This window comes from Pseudohaliea sp. (genome assembly GCF_040217025.1).
Lineage (GTDB): Bacteria > Pseudomonadota > Gammaproteobacteria > Pseudomonadales > Halieaceae > Pseudohaliea.
The window spans coordinates 142,282-163,016 of sequence record NZ_JAVJOA010000007.1; the positions used below are offsets into that span (position 1 = coordinate 142,282).

The window sequence follows — 20,735 nt, forward strand, 5'->3', positions numbered from 1 at the left end:
ACGCTGCCAGAGGCTTCGTGTAGGCTCGGCTAACGCCCAGCCCACGGGGATAGTGTCATGCTGTCAGCGGACTTTGTCAGGAGCTACTTCGACGCCTGGAACCAGCGCAGTGCCCAGCGTGTCGCGGAGCACCTGGCCCGGGACGGCACCTACCACGACATGGGTGGGCTCAAGCAGTTCAGCCGCCAGGACTTCATCGCCCATCTCGAGGAGTTCTTCAGCCGCGACAGCAATCGCTACGTGCTGGTCGGCGAGGTCCTCGAAGGCGAGAACACCATCGCTTTCCAGTATCTCGCCTGTCCCACCGGCGACAATATCGGCGATGGCGGCTGGATGGGCGCCGAGTTCATCACGCTCGAGGACGGTGCGGCCACGCGGATCGAGGACTACTACCGCGACCCGGCCCTGGCGACCCGCGAACGGCGCGACGACGGCAGCGGACGCTACGCCAAGTCGGGCCTCAGTCCGGCCGCCATGGAGGCCGTGCTGCGGCGCCTCTCGGAAGCCATGGAGGACGATCGCGCCTACCTGAACTCGCACCTCTCCCTCCCGGAGCTGGCCGCGAACCTGGGCTGCTCGGTGAATCACCTGTCCCAGGCCATCAACGCCGGCCACGGCGTGGGCTTCTTCGACTACGTCAACGGCTACCGGGTGCGCGACGCGACCGAGCTGCTCGCCCTGGCCGGGGACAGCGCGCCGTCCATCCTCGATGTCGCCCTGTCCGTGGGCTTCAACTCCACCTCGACCTTCTACGCCGCCTTCAAGCGCATCACCGGCAAGACGCCCGCCAGGTTCCGTCGCGATGCCCTCGCCGCCGCTGCCGAAGGCGGGCCCGATTGACAGTGATCACCGCCTTCGGCTGCAATAGGCGCTCGTCCGAACGGCCACCGGCACCGTAACAAGCGCATGCACGAGGCAGTCAGTGACATCCCCCCCTTCATCGCCTGGAGCCACTGGGCCCGCACCCCTGCGGCCTGGCAGGACATTGCCGGCGGCGATGACGCCGACCCGGCCCGATCTTCCTGAGCAGACCTGAAAGCGGCGCAGCAGCGCGCCGAAGACGGCAAACACCTGCAGGAGATCGACCATGTTTGGACTGCAACGCAGCCGGGATACCCGCGAGCACGCGGGCTCCTGGTATGCCGCCACTGCCAACGGAGGCGGCGGCTACCCCGCCCTCGAAGACGACATCAGCACCGAGATCGCTGTCGTGGGCGCGGGCTTTACCGGAACCAACCTCGCCCTGGAACTCGCCGAGCGCGGCCACGAGGTCGTGCTGCTCGAGGCGAACCGGCTCGGCTGGGGCGCCTCGGGGCGCAACGGCGGCCAGGTCATCGGCGGCATCGGCCACGACCCGGAGCGCTTCGAGCGCCACATCGGCAGCGACGGCGTGGCGCGCATCTACCGCCTCGGGGTCGAGGCCCGCGACATCATCCGCGAGCGCGTCGAGAAATACCGTATCGACTGCGACCTGAAATGGGGCTACTGCGACCTGGCCCTGAAGCCCCGGCACCTCGCGCAGTTCGCAGAGTGGAAAGCCCACGAGGAACAGATCGGTAACCCGCATCACTACCGGCTCCTCGACCAGGAGGAACTCCGCGAGTTCGTCTGCTCCGACGCCTATCTCGGCGGCCTCTACAACGACGGCAACGGGCACCTGCACCCGCTGAACCTCTGCCTCGGGGAGGCGCGCGCCGCGGCATCGCTGGGCACGCGCATCTACGAGCAGTCCCGGGCCGTCGCCCTGGAGCACGGCGAGCGGCCCCGGGTGCGCACGGAGCGCGGCAGCGTCAGCGCCCGGCGGGTGGTGCTCTGCGGCAACGCCTACCTGGGCAACCTGGTACCGCGGCTGGCCAGCCGTATCCTGCCGTCGGTCAGCGGGATCATCGCCACCGAGCCGCTGGGCGAGGAGCGGGCCCGGGCCCTCATCCCCGGCGACGTGGCGGCATGCGACCCGCGAACGGCACTGGACTACTTCCGCCTGTCGGCGGACCGGCGCATGCTCTTCGGCGGGCTGTCGAACTACACGGGGCTGGAGCCGAAGGATCTCGTGGGCACGCTGCGGCGCAAGATGCTGAAGGTCTTTCCCTCGCTGGAAGACGCGGTGATCGACTACGCCTGGAGCGGGCGCATCGGCATCGGCCTGAACCGCATGCCACAGCTCGGGCACCTGGGCGACAACGTGAGCTACATCCAGGCCTACTCCGGGCACGGCGTGGCGCCGACCCACGTAATGGCGCGCATCACCGCCGCCATGCTCGACGGCGACCCGCGGGATTTCGACATCTTCGCGCGCATCCCGCACTGGCCGTTCCCCGGGGGTAAGCTGCTGCGCAGGCCAGGGCTCGCCCTCGGCATGGCTTACTTCAAGCTGCGCGATGCGCTCTAGCGTCTCGCCTCAGCGCCGCTCCTTGAGGATGCGCCGGGCCGCGTTGTAGCCCGGCGCGCCGGTGACGCCGCCGCCCGGGTGGGTGCCGGAACCGCAGAGGTAGAGGCCGGGCATGGGCGTCGCATACTGCGCGGCATCCGGGTGCGGGCGCATGCTGAAGAGCTGGTCCGGCTCCATGCGGCCATGGCAGATGTCGCCGCGGGGCAGCCCGAACTCGCGCTCGAGGTCCAGCGGCGTGAAGCACTGGGTGGCAACGAGGATATCCGGCAGGTTGGGAATGAAACGCCCGGCCCAGGTGAGGATGTCGTCGAGCACCCGCGGCTTCTCCGTGTCCCAGTGCCGGCCCTGCGACAGCTCGTAGGGCATGTACTTGCACAGCATGCTCATGACGTGGGTGCCGGGCTCGTCCGTGAGGGAGTCGTCGATCACGCTCGGGATGACCGCTTCGATGATCGGTGGCGACGCCGGCTCGCCGGCACGGGCGCTGCGATAGGCGGCATCGAGGTGTCCCTTGTCCTCGATGAGAACGATCGTCGCCTCGTGCTCGGGCCCCGGCTCTGCGCCACTTCCAAGCGCCGCGAATTCGGGTAATCCGCGCAGCGCGAGGTTGATCCGCAGCGAGGCCGACTCCTGGCGGAAGGCGCGCAGGTCGCGCACGAAGGGTTCGGGCAGGTGCTCCTCGCCGAGGAAATCGAGCAGCGTTCGCTTCGGCTCGGTGTTCGCCGCGACCACCGGCGCGAGCAGTTCCTCGCCGTTCTCGAGGCGCACACCGCGTACCCGCCCGTCCTCCACCAGGATCCGCTCCACCGCCGCCTCGGTGCGGATCTCGACGCCCTGGTCACGAGCGGAGGCCGCCATGGCCTTGGTAATTCCGCCCATGCCGCCGCGGACCAGCCCCCAGGCGCCCTTGCGGCCGTCGATTTCACCCACTGCGTGGTGCAGCATGGCCAGGCTGGCGCCGGGCTGGGACAGGGGCGCGAAGTTAGCGGGCATGATGTGCGCAGCGATCATGGTCTTGATCTTGTCGCTCTCGAACCAGCGATCGATGATCGTCTCCGGCGCGCCGAGGAAGAACTGCATCAGCCGCCAGCGCCCCTCGGCATCGAGCTTGCGGGCGTCGAGACCGAGACGCAGCGCCGAGAGCAGGTCGCCGACCCCGCCGCCGTGCAGCTTCGGCGGCTCGCGCAGCCACTGGCTGGCCAGCAGCTCGCCGACGAGCTCGACGGAGCCCTCGAAGGCGAGGTAGGCATCGTAGTCCGTGGCCGAGAACTTCCCGAACTGGGCGCGGTCGGCCGCCTCGTCACCGGTGAGCAGCAGGTAGTCGCCGCGGGAATCGAGATAGAGCGAATTGGCGAGGAGCAGTGGTTCGTAGCCGTAGCGCGCGAGCTCCAGGTCGCGCACGACCTCCGGCCGCAGCAGGCTGACCACGTAGGAGGCGATGGAATTCCGGTAGCCGGGGTGGAACTCCTCGCTCACCGCCGCGCCGCCGACGACGTGCCGGCGCTCGAGCACGCACACGCGCATGCCGCCGCGGGCGAGGTAACCCGCCGTGGTCAGGCCGTTGTGGCCCGCCCCGATGACGATGGCATCCCAGGAGCGACTCATGTGGCGTTGGCCAGGGCCGGCAGCGTACGGCGAAGCCGCAGGAAGAGCCCGGCATAGATAGCGAAGGCGACCAGGGACGCACCGGCGCAGAACAGGAACACCGCGTCGTAGCCGAAGCCGAGGGCCAGCGTGGACGCCGCCAGGTTGGGCCCGACGATCTGGCCGAGCCCCTGCGCGGCCGGCAGCAGCGAGGCGAAGCGCCCCGAGTGGTCGACGTTGGCGACCGTCGCCATCTGGTAGACGTCGATGAAGATCCACAGGAAATTGAACGTGTAGACACTGATGAAGAAGGTGACGCTGGTGACCCCCGCGGCCAGCATGCCGACGATGGTGGCGTGCACCAGGAGCGTGACCAGCAGCGGGCGCAGCAGGCCGAAGCGGTTGCTGATCACCGTGGCGACGAGGCAGCCGAGCAGGCTCATGAAGGAGACCCACACGAGCACGGTCGATACCCAGGCCTTGTCCAGCGCCGCCCGCGCGGTCGCCAGCTCGATATAGGTCCAGTAGGCGCCGATGTTGATATAGGTCGCGGCAATCGCGGCGAGGCAGAGCCAGGGCACGGCCGCCGGGACATGGCGGTGCTCGACGACCGACCCCAGTTCCGGGTCCGGCAGCTCCACCTCGACGTCCAGGCCGGCCTCCACGGGCCGCGGCGGGACCCAGCGCAGGAACAGGAGGCCGAACAGGTAGGCGGCCACGAAGACCCCGTAGATCGCGTCCATGGACAGGCGCGGCAACGCGAACATCTCCCCGGCCTGGGTGAAGGCAAAGCAGAAGAGCATGATGTTGTAGGCCCGCGCCGGCTTCGAGCTGGCACCGAGATTGGCCACGGCGATGGCCGTGTACACGCCGCTACCGGTGCCCGCCAGCAGCCGCAGCCAGAGCACCGCCTCGTAGTCGACGAGTACCATGCACAGGGCGTTGGCGGCGATCGCGACGAGCGCCGAGAGGAACACGAGGAGGCGCCGGTTGATCTGCGCCACCAGCAGGGAGGCGAGGACCGCACCGAGGGCGAGGCCACCGAGGTCGGCGCCGGCGACGCGGCCGGTCTGTACGTCGCTGAAGCCGAGCTGCGTGGCCCAGGCCGTGCTGATCACCGGGATGCCGGCGAGCACCCCGTAGCCGACCAGCGTCATGTAAAGGGAGATGACCAGCGAGCGCCAGCCGTCGAAGACGGAGCGTTCATGGTGCAGCGCGGGCGCTTGCGGGGCGGTGGGCATCGTTCAGTGACCGATGGTTCGCGAGAACAGGTTCATGACCAGTACGCCTGCAAGGATCAGGCCGATGCCGACCAGCGCAGGCAGGTCGGGCACCTGCTTGAACAAGGGGATACCGAGAAACGCGATCAGCACCATGCCGACCCCGGACCAGACCGCATAGGCCACGCCGACGGGCACGGTGCGCAGGACCAGGCCCAGGAAATAGAAAGACACCAGGTAGCCAACCACGGAAAGGGCCGTCGGCCAGGGACGGCTGAACTCCTCCGAGGCTTTCAGCGACAGCGTGCCCACCACCTCGGCAGCGATGGCGAGGGCCAGGTAGCCGTAACCGCTCACTCCCTGCCTCCTTGCTGCATCATCACCATTCTCCCACGCTCGGCACCGAGCGGAAATTCCAACCTTCCACCCTCCACTGCGCCTGTCTTCTGATCATATAGGAACCGAAGGCGCGTAGCGGCGCCGGATAACCACCGCCGCCAGCGTGCCCAGGGGTATGAAAAGCAGCGCCGGACCGAAGGCAAACCAGGGTTCGGCTTCGCTCCAGTTGATGCCGCCGGCAGCGCCGAGGCTGCCGCTGCCGCGCTGGTAGGGGAGCACGTAGAACCGCAGCAGCAGGACCGGCATGCACGCGCCGTAGACGACCAGCAGCGCCGGCGCCAGCAACGTGACCCGGGTCTTGCGCCAGTCGCGGTCCACCGCGGGCGTCTCGTGCAGGCGCTCGCGGTAGGCGACCTCCCTTGCCCCGGGGCTTCCGCGACGGGAAACGACGACAATCGCGAGGAAGCTCGCCGCGACACCGAGCAGGGCCGGGTCGGCGTAGCTCGGCAGGGCAATCAAGCCCGCGTAGTCAAAGGCGGCCGGCACGACGTTAGCGAGCAGGCCGACGACCAGCCCCCAGGTGGCGGCGCGGGCCGTGATGCGCTTGCTCCACACGCTCATGAACGCGACCGGCCCCCAGGACGACGCGAAGACCGTGCCGATGAAGATCATGATCCAGAAGATATTGGCCGGCACGAACAGGCTGAGCCCCAGTACCACCAGGGCGACCGCGCACATCACCAGGCGCGTGGTACCGAGGCCGGCGATCTGGTCCCGGGCCCCGAGGTCGTTGCTCACGCTGAAGCCCACCAGCGACAGGAAGGTCGAGGCGGAGGAGAGCGCGGCGGCCACGATGCCGGCGAGCAGCAGTGCGCCGAGGAACTCGGGCACCAGGTGCTGCGCTGCCCAGAGCATGACGGTCTCCGCCGGTTCGATGGCGGGGTTGGCGAGATTGATCAGCCCGCCGGCGCCGTAGATCAGGTATTGCATGAAGATCACCGCGAAGCAGGCATAGATCGACGCCCGCAGCACCACGTGCTCGTCCCGGGCCATGAGGTGGCGGCTCGACTGCCAGGGGCTGACGGCATAGACCATGCTCCAGGAGAAATCGATGATCAGGAACCAGATGAAAAAGTCGATCGCGGTAGGCCACGGCGTTCCCTCGCCGATGACGCCGTGCCAGGCGGCGAGGTCAGGCTTGTCATCCTGCCGTGCGAGCGCCTCGACGGCCCGCGGCACACCGCCGAAGTCGTCCACCAGGAAGAAGACGAACAGCACCGTCGCCCCGGTGAACAGCAGGAACATCAACGTATCCGTGATGATCACGCCGCGCGACCCGCCGTAGAGGGTAAACAGCGTGTAGCTCGCCCAGGCCACGAGCACGGCGGCAGGATAGCTGAGCGCAGTGAGGTCGGACAGCAGCAGCGCGGCCCCCTGGGTCACTACCAGCAGGTAGCCGCCGAGACCGAGGACGATGGTCGCCCCCGCGGCCTGCTGCACCCGGCGGCTGTCGAAGCGGTGGCCGAAGTAATCGGCGACCGTTGGAGCCCGGCTGCGCCGCAGGAACGTGCCGAAGAAGAGTGCACCGTAAATGTAGCCGGTCACGGCGATGCCAGGGAGCAGCAGGTAGGGACCGAGTTGCCCTTCGTAGGTAAACCCCGCCTCGCCGAGGAAGATAGCCGTGCTGAAAACAGACGCCACGAGCGTACCGAGGATCAACAGCGTGGGCGCCCGGCGCCCGGCCACGTAGTAATCCTCGACCGAGTGCACCTTGCGGCCGCTGTAGTTGCCGATGGCAACGAACAGCAGCACGCTGGCGGCGATGGTCAGTGTATAGGTATCCACCGCCGTGTTCTGCGGCGCGGGGCGCGCAGCCTAGTGGTCACGGAGAATTACCCGCGCGGCATTGTGCCCGGGCAGCCCGCTGACGCCGCCACCGGGGTGGGCGCCAGAGCCGCAGAGGTAGACGCCCTTCGTTGGCATCCGGTAACCGGCGTGGCCCGGGATCGGGCGCATGGAGTAGAACTGGTCCAGGTGCAGGGCCCCGTGGAAGATATCGCCGCCCACCATGCCGAGGTCGCGCTCGATATCCAGCGGCGTCTTGATCTGCCGGCCCACCACCGAGGCGCGGAAGTTTGGCGCGTGTGCATCGATCGTGTCGATCACCACGTCAGCCACCTCTTCGCGCACCTCGTCCCAGCTGCGCCCGTCGGGCAGGTGCCGGTTGAAGTGCTGGCAGAACAGGCTGGCGACATGGCCGCCGGGAGGGGCGAGGCTGTCGTCCTGCGTGCTCGGAATCTGCATCGAGATGACCGGGCGCCGCGCCCAGCCCCGGTCCCGCGCGTCGCGGTAGGCGTCCTGCAGGTAGCCCAGGGACGGTGAGAACTCGATCGCGCCGAGGAAGTGGAAATCGTCGCGACCGGTCATGCTCGTGAAGCGGGGCAGCTCGGAGAGCGCAACGTTCATGCGCAGCGTTGCCGAGTGGCTGCGGTAGGCGTCGATCCGCCGGCGGTCGTCCGGCTCGAGCGACTCCGCGTCGAGCAGCCGGGTCAGTAGCAGCTGGGGATGCACGTTGGCAGCTATCGCCGGTGCGCGGAATTCACGCCCGTCCTCCGTCACCACGCCGCAGGCGGCACCGTTTTCCACCAGGATTTTCGCGACCGGCGCCTCCGTCTCGATGCGCACCCCCCGCGCCCGCGCAGCGCCGGCCATGGCGTCGCTGATGGCGCCCATGCCACCGCGGGCAATTCCCCAGGCGCCCGCCTTGCCGTTGACCTCGCCGAAGGCGTGGTGCAGCAGCACATAGGCCGTACCGGCGTCGTAGGGGTCACGGAAGTTGCCGATGATCCCCTCGAAGCCGAACAGGCCCTTCAGCGCCTCGCTCTCGAACCAGGCATCGAGATGATCGCCGAGGGAGCGGGTCATCAGCTCGCCGAGGACCATCTGGTGCCTGCTGTCGAGCTTGCGCAGGGCGTTGCCGCCCTTGAGCAGCGCGAGCGCATCGCGCCAGCCGCCGCCGAAGTTCGGCGGAGCCTCCATGGCGAGGGTGCGGAGGGCCATCGCCACCTCGCTGATCTCTGCCTCGAAAGCACCGATGCGCTCGGCATCGCGCCGGGAGAAGCGCGCCAGCTCCTCGTGCACCTGCCTGTCCTCGCGAGTGAGCTGCAGGTGGTCGCCATCCAGCATGCTCAGGGTCCCGGCGGGACGCTCGAGCACCTCCAGGCCGTGGGCGGCGAGATCGAGGTCCGCCATGACCTTCGGGTGCAGCAGGCTGATGGAGTAGGAATACACCGAGTTCCGAAAGCCCGGGTGGAACTCCTCGGTCAACGCGGCGCCGCCGACCCGGTCCCGGGCCTCGAGCACCAGGACCTTACGGCCGGCCGCGGCGAGGTAGGCGGCACAGACCAGTCCGTTGTGCCCACCGCCGACCACGATTACATCGACCCGTTCTGTCACGACGTCCTACCCGCTGCGCGCTCGCAGCCCAGTCTACGGGGGAGCAAAGCGCTAACACATCCGAGCCGATGGGCTAGGAAGCGCCCCGTGCTTGCAGTGCTGCAAACTCTGTTCCACTCTGCCGGATCGCCAGTCGAGGAACACCGCATGAACTTCGCCCAACGCGGGGAGCTGGACGACTTCCTGCGCGACCACCCCGAAGTGCAGCTGCTGGAGCTGCTGATGCCGGACATGAACGGCCTGCTCCGCTGCAAGCGCATCCAGCGCCGGGAGTTCGAGACACTGTTCGAGGGCGGTTTCACGGTTCCGGTCACCGTACCCTACCTCGGCATTCGCGGCGATATGTACTCCGGCCACGACCAGCGCGTCATCGGCGGTGACCGCGACCAACTGCTGCTGCCCGTGTCAGGTACCCTCGCGCGCATTCCCTGGCTCGACTCGCCGACTGCCCAGGTGCTCACCGGCTACGCCGACGAGGAGGGCGGCTATGCAGCCACCGACCCGCGCGCACCGCTGCTGCGCGTCCTCGAGCGCTACCGCAGCAGCGGCCTGTCGCCGGTGGTCGCCACGGAGCTTGAGTTCTATCTCCTCGACGACGGCGACGGGCCCCGGCCCGCGCCGCGGCTGGGCCGGATTCCCGGCACCGGGGAGCGGCAGCACGGTATCCAGTACTGCATGCCCGATGACCTCATCGAGTGCGATGCGCTGCTCGAGGATGTGCGCCGCGCCTGCGAGAGCCAGGCCGTACCGCTCACGGCGATACACAGCGAGTTCTCCCCGGGGCAGTGGGAAATCAATACCCACCACCAGGCCGATATCCTCCTCGCCGCCGATCATGCGCTGCTCCTGCGCCGCATCATCAAGAGCGTTGCCCGCCGCCACGGCCTGGGCGCGACCTTCATGGCCAAACCCTTCGCTGAACTCGGCGGCAGCGGCCTGCACATCCACACGAGCGTGTACCGTGACGACGGCAGCAACGTCTTCGCCCATAGCGAGGCGACACAACCGCCGACCCTGACAGAACCCCTGCGCCACGCCGTCGGTGGACTACAGGCAACGATCGACGAGGCCATGGCGATCTTCGCACCCAACCCCAATTCCTACCGGCGCTTTACCCCGGGGGCCTTCGCGCCCGCCGGGCGAAGCTGGGGCTACGATCACCGGGAAGTGGCGCTGCGCGTCCCCTCCTCCTCGGAGCATAACCGGCGCATCGAGCACCGCATCGCAGGCGCCGATGCCAACCCCTTTTTCGTGGTCGCGGCGGTGCTGGCAGGCATTCATCACGGGCTGGAGACCGGCGCAGAGCCCAGCGAACCGATCGCGCGGGAGGAGGACCTGTCGGACACCGAAGTGACGATCCCGCAGCGGCTGGACGCGGCGATAGGGCTACTGCGCAGCGGCAGGATCCTGCCGCATTATCTCGGCGAGGCGTTCATCGATGCCTTCGCGACCCAGCGCCAGGGGGAGAGCGACATGTATCACGCGCAGGTTCCCGACCTCGACTACGCCTGGTACCTGCGCGCGCTCTGATCACGGGCGCCGCAGTTTCAGCACCGCCTTTGCCGCCCGCCGCCCCGCGCGCCAGGCACCCTGTGTCGTTCCCGGGTAGCGCCGGTCCGTTGCCTCTCCGGCAATCAGCAGACGATGAAGCACGGGCGTCGCCAGCTCGTCCCGCTGCGACGGGCGCGCACCGACCCGGAGGAAGGAGTAGGCACCCAGGCTGTGGGGATCCCTGCCCCAACGCGTGACGATCGCGGCCTCGGGTTCCGGGATGGCGGGGCCATAGATTCGCCTGAGCACCGCCATTGCATCCGCCACCGTGGCGTCGTCATCGAGCGCCTCCACCGACACTGCCGCCGTCCCAGTGCAGAAGCCGAGCAGCACCGGCAGCCCGGTCACGCGTGCATAGTTGTACCAGGACAGCCAGCGGCCGCGCTCGGGATGCTGGTAGCCCACCGTCTGCACCTCCTCGTCCCAGAAGACCCGGGGAAACTTGAGGTACAGCTTGTTGCAAAGGCCCATGCCGAGGGCGTCGATGGCCCGCCGCTGAGGCGCTGGCAGGGGCGGTACGATGCGCAGTGCGTCACCTTTCAGCACGCCCAGGGGCACCGTGAGAATCAGTTGGTCCGCCGTGAAGCGGCCCGCCGACGTGATGACCGTAACGCCATCGCCGCCCAGGTCGATCTCCGAGACCGCGGTGCGGAAGCGTATGTCCAGCCGTGAGCACAACGGACGGTACAGCGCGGCGTACCCGCCCTGGAGGATCGCATCGCCACCGCGCATGGAGCGCCCCTCCTCCAGCGCCCTTGCAGCGAGCTCGTGCACGTCCGCTGCGTATTCTTCTTCCAGGACGGTCGCGACCAGGAAATCCCTGAGCGCTGCGGGCAGCTCGTCACCCGCCCCCCCCTCCAGCCTTGCCATCCTGTCCTGCACCGAGTCATGGCGCTTCGCGCCGCGGCCGAGCCGTTCCAGCGCATCCTCAAACCGGTCCATGGTACCGGCGGCGGTGGGCTCCGGCTCGCCGTCTGCCCGGTAGAGTGCCAGGCTGTCGTAGTCGAAGGGCACCAGGGGCAGCCCGCGTGCCCGGGCCCGGTCATGGAGCGGGTGATCCCGGGTGCCGTGGAGCCAGCTCGCGCCCAGGTCGACCGGCCGGCCCAGTGCTTCGGAGGTGGCGGCACGGCCTCCGGGCGAGTCCTTCGCCTCGAGCACGATGACGCGAACCCCACGTTTCTCGAGGCGAGTGGCAGCAGCGATCCCGGCCAGGCCGGCCCCCACCACGATGACTTCAGTGACAGCATTCATCGAGCGCCCCCCAGTGGACCGACTGTTGCGCCGCCCTCGCGCAGACTGCAAGATTGGGCCACCACCCCTCAGGAAAGCACATGCAGCAAACCCCTGCCAGACCCGCCGCGCCGTGGATGCAGGACGCCCTGCGCGAGGGCTTCACTCACCTGAACGCCGGCCGGGTCAACGAAGCCTCTCGGTGCTGCAAGAAGGTGCTCGACGCGAAGCCGGACCTGGTCGAGGGTCATTTCCTGGTTGGTCTCATCGCCCTCGAGATCAAGCAGACCGGCAACGCCATTCGCGCCTTCGGGTCCGTAACCCAGCTCAAGCCCACGCACGGCGCCGCCTGGGCCAACCTCGCCAGCCTCTTCGTGCGCGCGGGCCAGGCCGGACGTGCGGATGCCGCACTGGCGAAAGCGGTGGAGCATGCCGAGGAGAACCCGGTCGTCCTCGATCTCATCGGCACGGTCCACGGGCAGCTCGGGGAGCAGGAGGAGGCGGGCCGCTGGTTTCAGCGGGCGTTGGAGAAAAACCCCGAGAGCGTGACGCACCAGATCAACCTCGCCAACAATCACATGTTCCTCGACCGCCTGACCGAGGCCGAGACCCTGCTCGGGAAAGTGCTGAAAGCCGTACCAAACCATCCGCAGGCACACTGGCTGGTCTCGGGCCTGCGCAAGGCCACCGATCGCCGGCATATCGAAACGCTCGAAGCGCTCGTCACGCAGACGCGGAACCCCCGCGGCCTCGCGTTTCTGTATTACGCGATGGGCAAGGAGCTGGAAGATCTCGAGGCCTGGGATGATGCGTTCCGGGCTTTCGAGCGCGGCGCGGGAGAACGCCGCAAGACCCTCGATTTCGACGAGTCGCGGGAAGTGGCGATGTTCCGGGCCTTCGCCGAGACGTTCACCCGCGAATGGCTCGAAAGCGGCCCCGCAGGCAACGAGGACCCGTCACCCATTTTCGTGGTCGGCCAGCCGAGGACCGGGACGACGCTCATCGAACGCATCATCGTCGCCCATTCACAGGTTCACTCCGCGGGCGAACTCAGGCAGTTCGGCCACTGCCTGCGCCGCCTCGGGGACTACCGCGAGGCGAACGCCGTCTCACCGAAGCTTGCGGAGCTGGGCGCGAGCATCGACCCGGGGAAACTGGGAGGGGCCTACCTGCAAACGACGGCCAGGCTGCGCGGGGACACCCCGCGCTTCGTGGACAAGCTGCCGCCCAACTACCTGTACATCCCCCTGATTCTGAAAGCGCTGCCAAATGCCCGGATCGTGCACGTGCGGCGCAGCCCCATGGATGCCTGCTTCGCCAGCTTCAAGCAGCTATTCGCCGATGCCTATCCTCACTCCTACGAGCAGGAGGAAATGGCGCGCCATCACGCGCGCTACTTCAAGCTGATGGAGACCTGGCGGGAGCGCTTCGGGGATCGTTTCCACGACATCTCCTACGAGGACACGGCGGCCAACCTCGAGCCGAATGCAAGAGCGCTCATCGACTTCCTGGGGCTGCCCTGGGAAGACGCCTGCCTGCACTTCCACGAGCAGTCCGGCGCCGTGACCACCGCCAGCTCGGTGCAGGTCCGGCAGCCCGCGCACACCCGCTCGGTCGGGCGCTGGCGCCGCTACGAGCAACAGCTGCGCCCGATGCGCGACGCCCTGGAGCGTGAGGGTATCCCCCTGGGGCTCAACGGCGGACAGTAGCAAGGCCAATCCGGTGCACGCCCCGGGTTCTCCGCACCAATTGAGAGCCGAATGCCGTGCGTATAGGCACGGTCGCGAAGGCGGGCTGCTTTCGTATTGACTTCTCACGTTGCACCATGCCGCTCGCACGGCTAGTTTTCAGGAGAGTAGAGACCGGGGCACTAACACAAGAGCACAAGAGCTGACTCAGCGGGAGAAAACCATGGCGAAGCACCTATCGTCCTGCAGCCGGAAGCGACAGAATGCGTACCGTTCGGAACGTCCTCTCGGGCCAAGGTCGAGCCTGGCCCAGGCGGTTTCCGTGGCGGTTCTCACCGGGGCGGCGGCATCGCCACTCAATGCCCAGCAACTCGAGGAGGTTGTCGTCACGGCGACCAAGCGCAGCGAATCACTGCTCGACGTCTCGCTCTCCATCTCGGCCATCAGCGGCGCCGAAACACGCCTGCTCAACATCAACGACATCAAGGACCTCATCTCCTTCACGCCCGGTATCTCCGGCAACTCCAAGGACTCCTTCCTCGACACCGTCAACGTGCGCGGCATTCGGACAGAGCTGTTCGGCAACGGTGCCGAGCCTTCCGTCGGCTTTTACGTCAACGGCCAGTACCAGGGACGTACGGGCGCAGCGGTAAGCAGCCTCTATGATGTCGAGCGCTCCGAGGTGCTGCGTGGGCCCCAGGGTTTCCTCTTCCCGCGGGGCGCCGTCACCGGTGCCTTCAACGTGATCACCGAAAAAGCCAACACCGAGGCTGTCGAGGGCTACGGCGAGATCGACGTGGGCGAGCGCGGCGTCTTCGTGTTCGAGGGTGCCGTCAATGTTCCGCTCACGGACAACCTGGCCATGCGCGTCGCGGGCATCCACACGGAGGAGGATGGCTACGTCGAGAACCTCGCCGGCGGGGATGATCTTATCGCGCACGACAACGACTCGCTGCGTGTCAGCTTCCGCTACGAGACGGAAAAACTCACCGGTGACCTGATCTTACAGTACGACGACCGGGACCAGGCCGGCTCCATCTACCGGGTCACCGGTGAGGGCCCCAATTTCAACAGCCCGAAGTCCCTGTTCCTCAACGGCGGCGAACCCTGGGAGGTCGGCACGGATCGCCAGGTCAACATCAACGATGAAGTCAATTCGCGTGATATTTCAGAAATCTTCTCCGTCGGACTGCTGCTGGAGTACGACCTCGGCTGGGCCACCATCAGTTCGTTAACCCACTACAAGGATCATGACTACGAGTACGGCGAGGATTTCGACGGTCTCCCCATCACCCTGTACGAATACGAGCAGTTCCAATCCGGTGACTATTTCGAGCAGGAGCTGCGGCTGACCTCACAGAGCGAAGGGCCGCTCGACTGGTACGTGGGGGCTTCCATCTACCAGGAAGATATCGACACGATTTTCGGCTATATCCAGAGCGAAGATGTCTACTGCGACCTGTACCTGAACTATTACTATGCCGGTGACGCTTACCGCGGCTGCACCGCCTACTACGAAGACTATGCCGGCTACGAGTTCACCCCCTCGACCAACGGTCTCATCAACGACTACAACGAGACCCTGGGCAAATACCAGGGTTACTCAACGTATGTAGAGCTGCGCTACCAGTTCAGCCCCAGCTTCGATGTCGCCGCAGGCGTGCGCTACCAGTACGACGAGCGGGACTACTCCATGGAGACGCTGCCCGACCTGGGCGGGTCCCAGTTCTCCGGCGGCATCGGCGGGCTGACGCCCACCCCGGAGGGCCCCGTCGCGGACTCGGCTGACTGGGATGGAGTGACCTACCGCCTGGCCGCCAACTGGCACCCCACCGACAGCACACTGCTCTTCGCCACGATCTCGACGGGCTTCAAGCCCGGGGGCTACGACAATATTGGTTTCGAGAACCGAGCTACCGGCGCCGTGGTGAGCGGTCAGGCCCTGCCCGGCCGCGATCGGCCCGCCGCTTTCGACGAAGAAACCGTGACATCTTATGAAGTGGGCTACAAGGGCCGATTCCTCGACGGCCGCATAAACCTCGCCTGGACCGCCTTCCTGTATGAATACAAGGATCTGCAGGCCTTCTTCTCCGAGGCCAATCCCAACGGTCCCGGTTTCAGGACCGTGGCGGGCAACGTCGGCGTGCTGGACGGCTGGGGCAGCGAGATCGATCTTTCCGCGGCGCTCACCGACAACATCACGCTGCGCCTGGGTGGCTCATGGCTAGATTCTGAAGCCAGGGACGTCCAGGCCTTCTGCGGCGCGGCGGTGGACCTCGGGGCGACCGAGGATGCCTGTGAGGGCGAGCCGCTTCCCCTGGCACCGGAGTTCACGGCGTTTGCCATCCTTAACGGTAGCTTCCCCGTGGGCAGCCGCGGCGGTGAACTCTTCGGCAACCTCGCCTACAGCTGGGAGGACGATGCGAAGGGCGACTGGATTCCCGAGGAGCTGTCGAAGCAGACGGTGCGCTTCCTGGACCAGACCGATATCGTCGTCGGCTACCAGGAAGAAAACTGGATGATCAGCGGCTACGTGGAGAACGTCTTCAACAACAGCTGGGAGGATGGCACCTTCGGGGAGGACTTCGATGGCTCGCCCTACCCGCAGTATGTCTTCGGCCCGTCGAGACCGAGGACAGCCGGCGTGAGGGCCAGCTACAGCTTCTGACCGAATGCCGGGGTTTCCGCCCGGTAGCGTCGCGGCTGCGCTGGCCTCTCCCAAATCCCCTTGCCGACGCCAGGGGAGCGACACGGGCACGGCGCCAGCTTAGGAAGAGGAACGCAGGTGAAACGGAAATCCGACGAGGCCCTGGGCATGAGCGCGCCAATCAGCCGGCGCGACCTGCTGCACGGGGCCGCCGCCGCGGGTCTCGCCGCGGCGCTCCCCGGGCTCGATGCGGTCGCATCCGTGGCATCGACACGGGTTCCCGCGGCCGCGGACTACCCGCCGGTACGCACCGGCATGCGCGGGTCACACCCGGGCTCCTTCGAGGCGGCCCACGCGCTCGCCCGCGAGGGGGCGTCCTTTCCCGCACCGACTGATATCGACGAAAGCTATGACGTCGTCATCGTCGGCGCCGGGATTTCCGGCCTCGCAGCGGCACACTTCTACCGGGAGCGCTTCGGCGCAGCGTCGCGGGTCCTCCTGCTCGAAAACCACGACGATTTCGGCGGCCACGCCCGTCGCAACGAGTTCCACCAGGCCGGCAAGATGCGCCTTTCCCTCGGCGGCACGCACAACCTGGAGTGGTGGCAGTTCAGCGAGACGGTCAAGACCTTCCTCGATGTTCACGGTGTCGACGTCGACGCGATGCGGGAACAGCAGCAGTTCCGCTACGGCCGAACGGCACCCAACAGCCCGGCGATGTGGTTCGACAGGGAGACCTACGGCGTCGACCGGCTGGTAGCCCGCTGTGACCTGACATTCCCGGGGCCGGCGCCCGAGGTCATCGACCAGATCCCGATCTCGCCGGCGGGGCACGAGCAGCTCAAGGCCTTTTACCAACGGCGGGAAAACGTGCTGGGCGACATGGACGAGGAGGCAGCGGAGGCCTACCTGCGCTCGATCTCCTATCCGGAGTTCCTGCAGCGGCACGGCGGCCTGGACCCTGAAGTGACCCAGCTCTTCGACAAGCTGGTCCACGGCAGCTGGGGCCTCGAGCTGCGTGCGCTATCGGCGATGGAGTGCTTCTGGGACGGCTTGCCGGGAACGCATCTTCTCGGCGAGGAGCCGGAAACGGATGCCTGGGACTACCCGGCCGCGATGTGGCCGGACGGCAACGCCAGCCTGGCGAGATTGCAGGTCGCCAGGCTGATCCCCGAGGTGGCTGCGGGCACCGATGCAAACAATGTCGCCGTCGCGCGCTTCAACTACGCCAGGCTCGATCGGCCCGGCGCAGAGGTCCGCTTGCGCCTCAACGCCACGGTCATCAATACCAGCAGCGATGGCGATGACGTCGCGGTGACCTACTACCGCGATGGCCGGGTTGAGCGGGTGACGGCAAAGCACTGCATCCTGGCCTGCTACAACGCGATTATCCCCCACCTCTGCCCAACGCTGCCGGAGGAACAGAAGGACGCGCTGGCCTACCAGGTCAAGCATCCACTGGTCCTGACCAACGTGTTGATCCGCAATACCGACGCGCTCGACCAGCTCGGCATCGATGCGGTGGACTGCCCCGGCCGCCTGCACGCGAGCCTGTTCACCTTCCGCGGCATCAACAACGGCGGGTACCGGCATGACATCAACGATAGCGGGCCCGTGTCGCTGGTCTTCTGGGGGACGATCTCGCCGCCGCCCGACGCCATCGACGTCAAGGCACAGCTGCGTGCCTCCCGGGAGGCGATGCTCCGGCTCAGCTTCGAGGATTACGAGCGGGAGGTGCGCACGGTACTCGACGGGCTGCTCGGACCAGCCGGTTTCGACGTGGCGCGCGATGTGCTGGCCATCACCGTGAACCGCTGGCCGCACGGCTACGCCTACGAATACCTCGACCTCTGGGACGAGGACTGGCCGGAAGGCGAGGCGCCGCACGAGATCGCCCGGCAGCCCTTCGGCCGCATCGCCATCGCCAATTCCGACGCCGGTGCCAGCGCCTACACCCACGTCGCGATCGATGAGGCGTATCGTGCAGTAACAGAGCTGCCCGGCCAGGCAACCTGAAACACTGCTGCCCGGACGAGAGGGCGCTGCCGATCGCGCTGGCCACGCGGACAACGGGAGTCTGAGGATGCACCGCTCCCCCTTGCAGGAACGCCGCGACCTGGCCCTGGGCCCCGGGGCGGAGCTTTTCTACGATGACCCGGTGGAAATCGTCCGCGGCGAGGGCTGTTACATCTTTGACCGGTCGGGCAGGCGCTACCTCGATCTCTACAACAACGTGCCCTGCGTCGGGCACGGCAACCGGGCCGTCGCCGAGGCCATGGCCACGCAGCAGGCGACGCTGAACGTGCACAGCCGTTACCTGCACGAGGGCATCGTCGCCTATGCCGAGCGCCTGTGTGCCCTGCACCACGATGGCATCGAGAGCGTGGTGTTCTGCTGCACCGGGACCGAGGCCAACGAAGTGGCGCTGGCCATGGCACGCGCAGTCACGGGTCAGGCCGGCATTGTCTGCAGCGATGCGGCCTATCACGGCAACGCGGGGCTGGTGGCCGGCCTGACGGAAGTCGGCAGCGATACGCAGGGGCCGGCCGGGGTGGTACGCGGCTTTCCCTATCCCGATTGCTACCGCCCGCTGGAGCCGGGCGCCAGCGATGACGAGCTCTGCGCCGCCTACCTGGCGCGGGTGGAGGCGGCCATCGCGCGACTCAAGCGCGACGGACACGGCCTCGCCGCTTTCATCGTCTGTTCCATTTTTGCCAACGAGGGTCTGCCGCGCGTGCCGGCGGGCTTCCTGGCGGCGGCGACCGAGCTGGTGCACCGGGAGGGCGGGCTCGTCATCGGTGACGAGGTGCAGTGCGGCTTCGGCCGCACGGGCTACTGGTGGGGCTACGAGGCCATGGCTTTCACACCGGACATCGTGGTCATGGGCAAACCCATGGGCAACGGGCTGCCCCTCGCCGCTGCGGCTTCCACCCGTGAAAACGTGGCGGCCTTTCGGCGGCAGACAGACTACTTCAATACCTTTGCCTCGACCCCGCTGCAGGCAGCGGTGGGCATGACGGTGCTCGACGAGATCGAGCGCCTGGCCCTGGTGGTCAATGCCGCCAGTACCGGCGGCTATCTGCTGGAAGCGCTGGGAAGCAGGCTCGCCGGCGTTGCGGGGGTGGGTGACATCCGCGGCTGCGGCCTGTTCCTGGCCGTGGAGATCGTCCGCGACCTTTCAAGCGGGGAGCCGGACCCGGCCGCAGCGAGGGACCTTGCCAACCGGTTCCGCGCTGCGGGCATTCTGCTCGGCGCCGCCGGGGTGCACGGCAATGTTCTCAAGCTCCGGCCACCGCTCGTCTTCGGCAGAGACGACGTACCCGCCCTCCTCGAGGCCTGCGACACGGTCTTCGGCATCCGCGGTGAGCGCTGAAGGCCCCGGCGCACCCTATCTCCCGGCAGCCCGGGAAGCGCTGGCGCAGTTCCCGGTGACCCCCCGCAAACTTGCGACGGCGGCGGTGTCCGAGAACGTCAGCTTCCGGGTCACGACAGCATCGGGCGACGCATACGTCCTGCGGCTGCACCGGCCCGGTTACAACACGCTGGAAGAGCTCGAGTCGGAACGCCGCTGGCGCGATGCCCTGGCAGCCATCGGGCTGCGGGTGCAAACCGCCCTCGCTGCCTGCGACGGCCGGCACTTCGTGCCGGTGTCGACTACGGCCGCCGGTGAACCCGGCGGGCGCTATGCAAGCATGGTCAGCTGGCTGCCTGGGGAGATCCTCGACGACGGGCGGCTCGACGGGGCTGACCGCCTGGAGCGACAACGGCTGTTTCGCGATCTCGGGGCGCTTGCCGCGCAGTTGCACAACCAGGCGGCAGGCTGGCGAGCGCCGGTGGGATTCACGCGACCGGCACTCGACCGGGACGGCCTGCTCGGTGAGCAGCCGCGCTGGGGGCGCTTCTGGGAGAACGGGGGCCTCGGCGTCGACGACCGGACGCTCGTACTCAAGGCACGAGACTGCCTGCGAGTCATGCTCGATGATTACGGCGCGCACCGCGACAACTTCAGTCTCATACACGCGGACCTGCATCCCGGGAACGTGCTCGTCGACGCGGACGACAAGCTCGGCCTGATCGATTTCGACGATGCGGCCTACGGCTGGCACGGCTATGACCTGGCTTCCGCACTCATCGAAGCCCACGCGGACGACGACTTCCCGGCCCTGCGCGAGGCGCTGCTAACAGGCTATCGAGAGGTGCGCCCGCTGGCGCCGCGGGACGAGGCGATGCTGCCGGTGTTCCTGCTTCTGAGGGGGCTGGCGCTGCTCGGTTGGGTGCATGAGCGGCCGGAGCATGGGGAGGAAGAGTTTTTTGTGGGGATTCGGGGGATGGTGGTGCAGGGGTGTGCGAGGCTGGTGTCGGAGTTTTGAGGTATCGGCAGTTTGTTTTGGCTGGGTGCCACACCGATGACCTACTTTCGGTCGCGGGCTGTGCTCGCGATTGGTTCTTTTAGGCGGGCGCGGTGCCACACCCATGACCTACTTTGGGTCGCGAGCGGTGCTCGCGATCGCTTCCTCCAGGCGGGCGTGGTGCCATACCCATGACCTACTTTGGGTTGCTCGCTCCGCGAGCAATTCCTTCGGAACGCCTTCGGCGCCCCCTCCCCGCACCTTCGGTGCAGGGTCGGTCAC

At 67.4% G+C, this 20,735-nt stretch carries 14 protein-coding genes; 8 read left to right on the plus strand and 6 right to left on the minus strand.

The window, feature by feature from the left end; translation table 11 throughout:
- Positions 1-57: 57 nt before the first annotated feature.
- Together RKE50_RS04200 and RKE50_RS04205 are read left to right on the plus strand one after the other, a co-directional pair.
- Complete coding sequence (locus RKE50_RS04200) at positions 58-840, plus strand: helix-turn-helix domain-containing protein (RefSeq protein WP_350034655.1); 783 nt, start codon at positions 58-60, stop codon at positions 838-840.
- Between the two features lie 247 nt (positions 841-1,087).
- On the plus strand, positions 1,088-2,389 hold the full coding sequence (locus RKE50_RS04205) for an NAD(P)/FAD-dependent oxidoreductase (RefSeq protein ID WP_350034657.1): 1,302 nt from the start codon (positions 1,088-1,090) through the stop codon (positions 2,387-2,389).
- 9 nt (positions 2,390-2,398) lie between these two features.
- On the opposite strand, the gene RKE50_RS04210 is transcribed toward RKE50_RS04205, so the two are convergent.
- From RKE50_RS04210 to RKE50_RS04230, 5 genes are all read right to left on the minus strand, one after another.
- Positions 2,399-3,994, minus strand: coding sequence for a phytoene desaturase family protein (locus RKE50_RS04210; protein WP_350034659.1), 1,596 nt, complete (start codon positions 3,992-3,994; stop codon positions 2,399-2,401).
- The gene (locus RKE50_RS04215) at positions 3,991-5,214 is read right to left on the minus strand and encodes an MFS transporter (RefSeq protein ID WP_350034661.1); all 1,224 of its coding nucleotides are present in this window, start codon (positions 5,212-5,214) and stop codon (positions 3,991-3,993) included. Before RKE50_RS04215 ends, RKE50_RS04210 begins: the two co-directional genes overlap by 4 nt.
- Positions 5,215-5,217: 3 nt before the next feature.
- A complete protein-coding gene (locus RKE50_RS04220; RefSeq protein ID WP_350034663.1) occupies positions 5,218-5,550 on the minus strand; it encodes a DMT family transporter in 333 nt (110 codons plus the stop codon).
- Positions 5,551-5,643: 93 nt separating this feature from the next.
- Positions 5,644-7,377: a sodium:solute symporter family protein gene (locus RKE50_RS04225; protein ID WP_350034665.1), complete on the minus strand. Its 1,734-nt coding sequence runs from the start codon at positions 7,375-7,377 to the stop codon at positions 5,644-5,646.
- 30 nt (positions 7,378-7,407) lie between these two features.
- Complete coding sequence (locus RKE50_RS04230; protein WP_350034667.1) at positions 7,408-8,988, minus strand: phytoene desaturase family protein; 1,581 nt, start codon at positions 8,986-8,988, stop codon at positions 7,408-7,410.
- Between the two features lie 147 nt (positions 8,989-9,135).
- Here RKE50_RS04230 and RKE50_RS04235 point away from each other — a divergent pair, with 147 nt between their 5' ends.
- Positions 9,136-10,518 (plus strand): glutamine synthetase family protein, encoded by a 1,383-nt coding sequence (locus RKE50_RS04235; protein ID WP_350034669.1) that lies wholly within the window; start codon positions 9,136-9,138, stop codon positions 10,516-10,518.
- On the opposite strand, the gene RKE50_RS04240 is transcribed toward RKE50_RS04235, so the two are convergent.
- A complete protein-coding gene (locus RKE50_RS04240) occupies positions 10,519-11,790 on the minus strand; it encodes a flavin monoamine oxidase family protein (RefSeq protein ID WP_350034671.1) in 1,272 nt (423 codons plus the stop codon). It lies immediately after the preceding gene.
- A gap of 80 nt (positions 11,791-11,870) precedes the next feature.
- Here RKE50_RS04240 and RKE50_RS04245 point away from each other — a divergent pair, with 80 nt between their 5' ends.
- From RKE50_RS04245 to RKE50_RS04265, 5 genes are all read left to right on the plus strand, one after another.
- Entirely contained in the window at positions 11,871-13,478 is a 1,608-nt protein-coding gene (locus RKE50_RS04245) for a tetratricopeptide repeat-containing sulfotransferase family protein (RefSeq protein ID WP_350034673.1), read from the plus strand.
- Between the two features lie 301 nt (positions 13,479-13,779).
- A complete protein-coding gene (locus RKE50_RS04250; RefSeq protein ID WP_350034674.1) occupies positions 13,780-16,125 on the plus strand; it encodes a TonB-dependent receptor in 2,346 nt (781 codons plus the stop codon).
- A gap of 117 nt (positions 16,126-16,242) precedes the next feature.
- A complete protein-coding gene (locus tag RKE50_RS04255) occupies positions 16,243-18,120 on the plus strand; it encodes an NAD(P)/FAD-dependent oxidoreductase (protein WP_350034675.1) in 1,878 nt (625 codons plus the stop codon).
- 67 nt (positions 18,121-18,187) lie between these two features.
- Positions 18,188-19,477, plus strand: a complete 1,290-nt coding sequence (locus tag RKE50_RS04260) for an aspartate aminotransferase family protein (protein WP_350034676.1) — start codon at positions 18,188-18,190, stop codon at positions 19,475-19,477.
- Positions 19,467-20,474: a phosphotransferase enzyme family protein gene (locus RKE50_RS04265; RefSeq protein WP_350034677.1), complete on the plus strand. Its 1,008-nt coding sequence runs from the start codon at positions 19,467-19,469 to the stop codon at positions 20,472-20,474. Before RKE50_RS04260 ends, RKE50_RS04265 begins: the two co-directional genes overlap by 11 nt.
- Positions 20,475-20,735 lie beyond the last annotated feature (261 nt).

What these genes read in the sequence shown, in the direction of transcription:
- RKE50_RS04210 (WP_350034659.1), bottom strand. Translation starts at nt 3,994, where the DNA reads ATGAGTCGCTCCTGGGATGCCATCGTCATCGGGGCGGGCCACAACGGC.
- RKE50_RS04205 (WP_350034657.1), top strand. Translation starts at nt 1,088, where the DNA reads ATGTTTGGACTGCAACGCAGCCGGGATACCCGCGAGCACGCGGGCTCC.
- RKE50_RS04200 (WP_350034655.1), top strand. Translation starts at nt 58, where the DNA reads ATGCTGTCAGCGGACTTTGTCAGGAGCTACTTCGACGCCTGGAACCAG.
- RKE50_RS04235 (WP_350034669.1), top strand. Translation starts at nt 9,136, where the DNA reads ATGAACTTCGCCCAACGCGGGGAGCTGGACGACTTCCTGCGCGACCAC.
- RKE50_RS04245 (WP_350034673.1), top strand. Translation starts at nt 11,871, where the DNA reads ATGCAGCAAACCCCTGCCAGACCCGCCGCGCCGTGGATGCAGGACGCC.
- RKE50_RS04260 (WP_350034676.1), top strand. Translation starts at nt 18,188, where the DNA reads ATGCACCGCTCCCCCTTGCAGGAACGCCGCGACCTGGCCCTGGGCCCC.
- RKE50_RS04240 (WP_350034671.1), bottom strand. Translation starts at nt 11,790, where the DNA reads ATGAATGCTGTCACTGAAGTCATCGTGGTGGGGGCCGGCCTGGCCGGG.
- RKE50_RS04215 (WP_350034661.1), bottom strand. Translation starts at nt 5,214, where the DNA reads ATGCCCACCGCCCCGCAAGCGCCCGCGCTGCACCATGAACGCTCCGTC.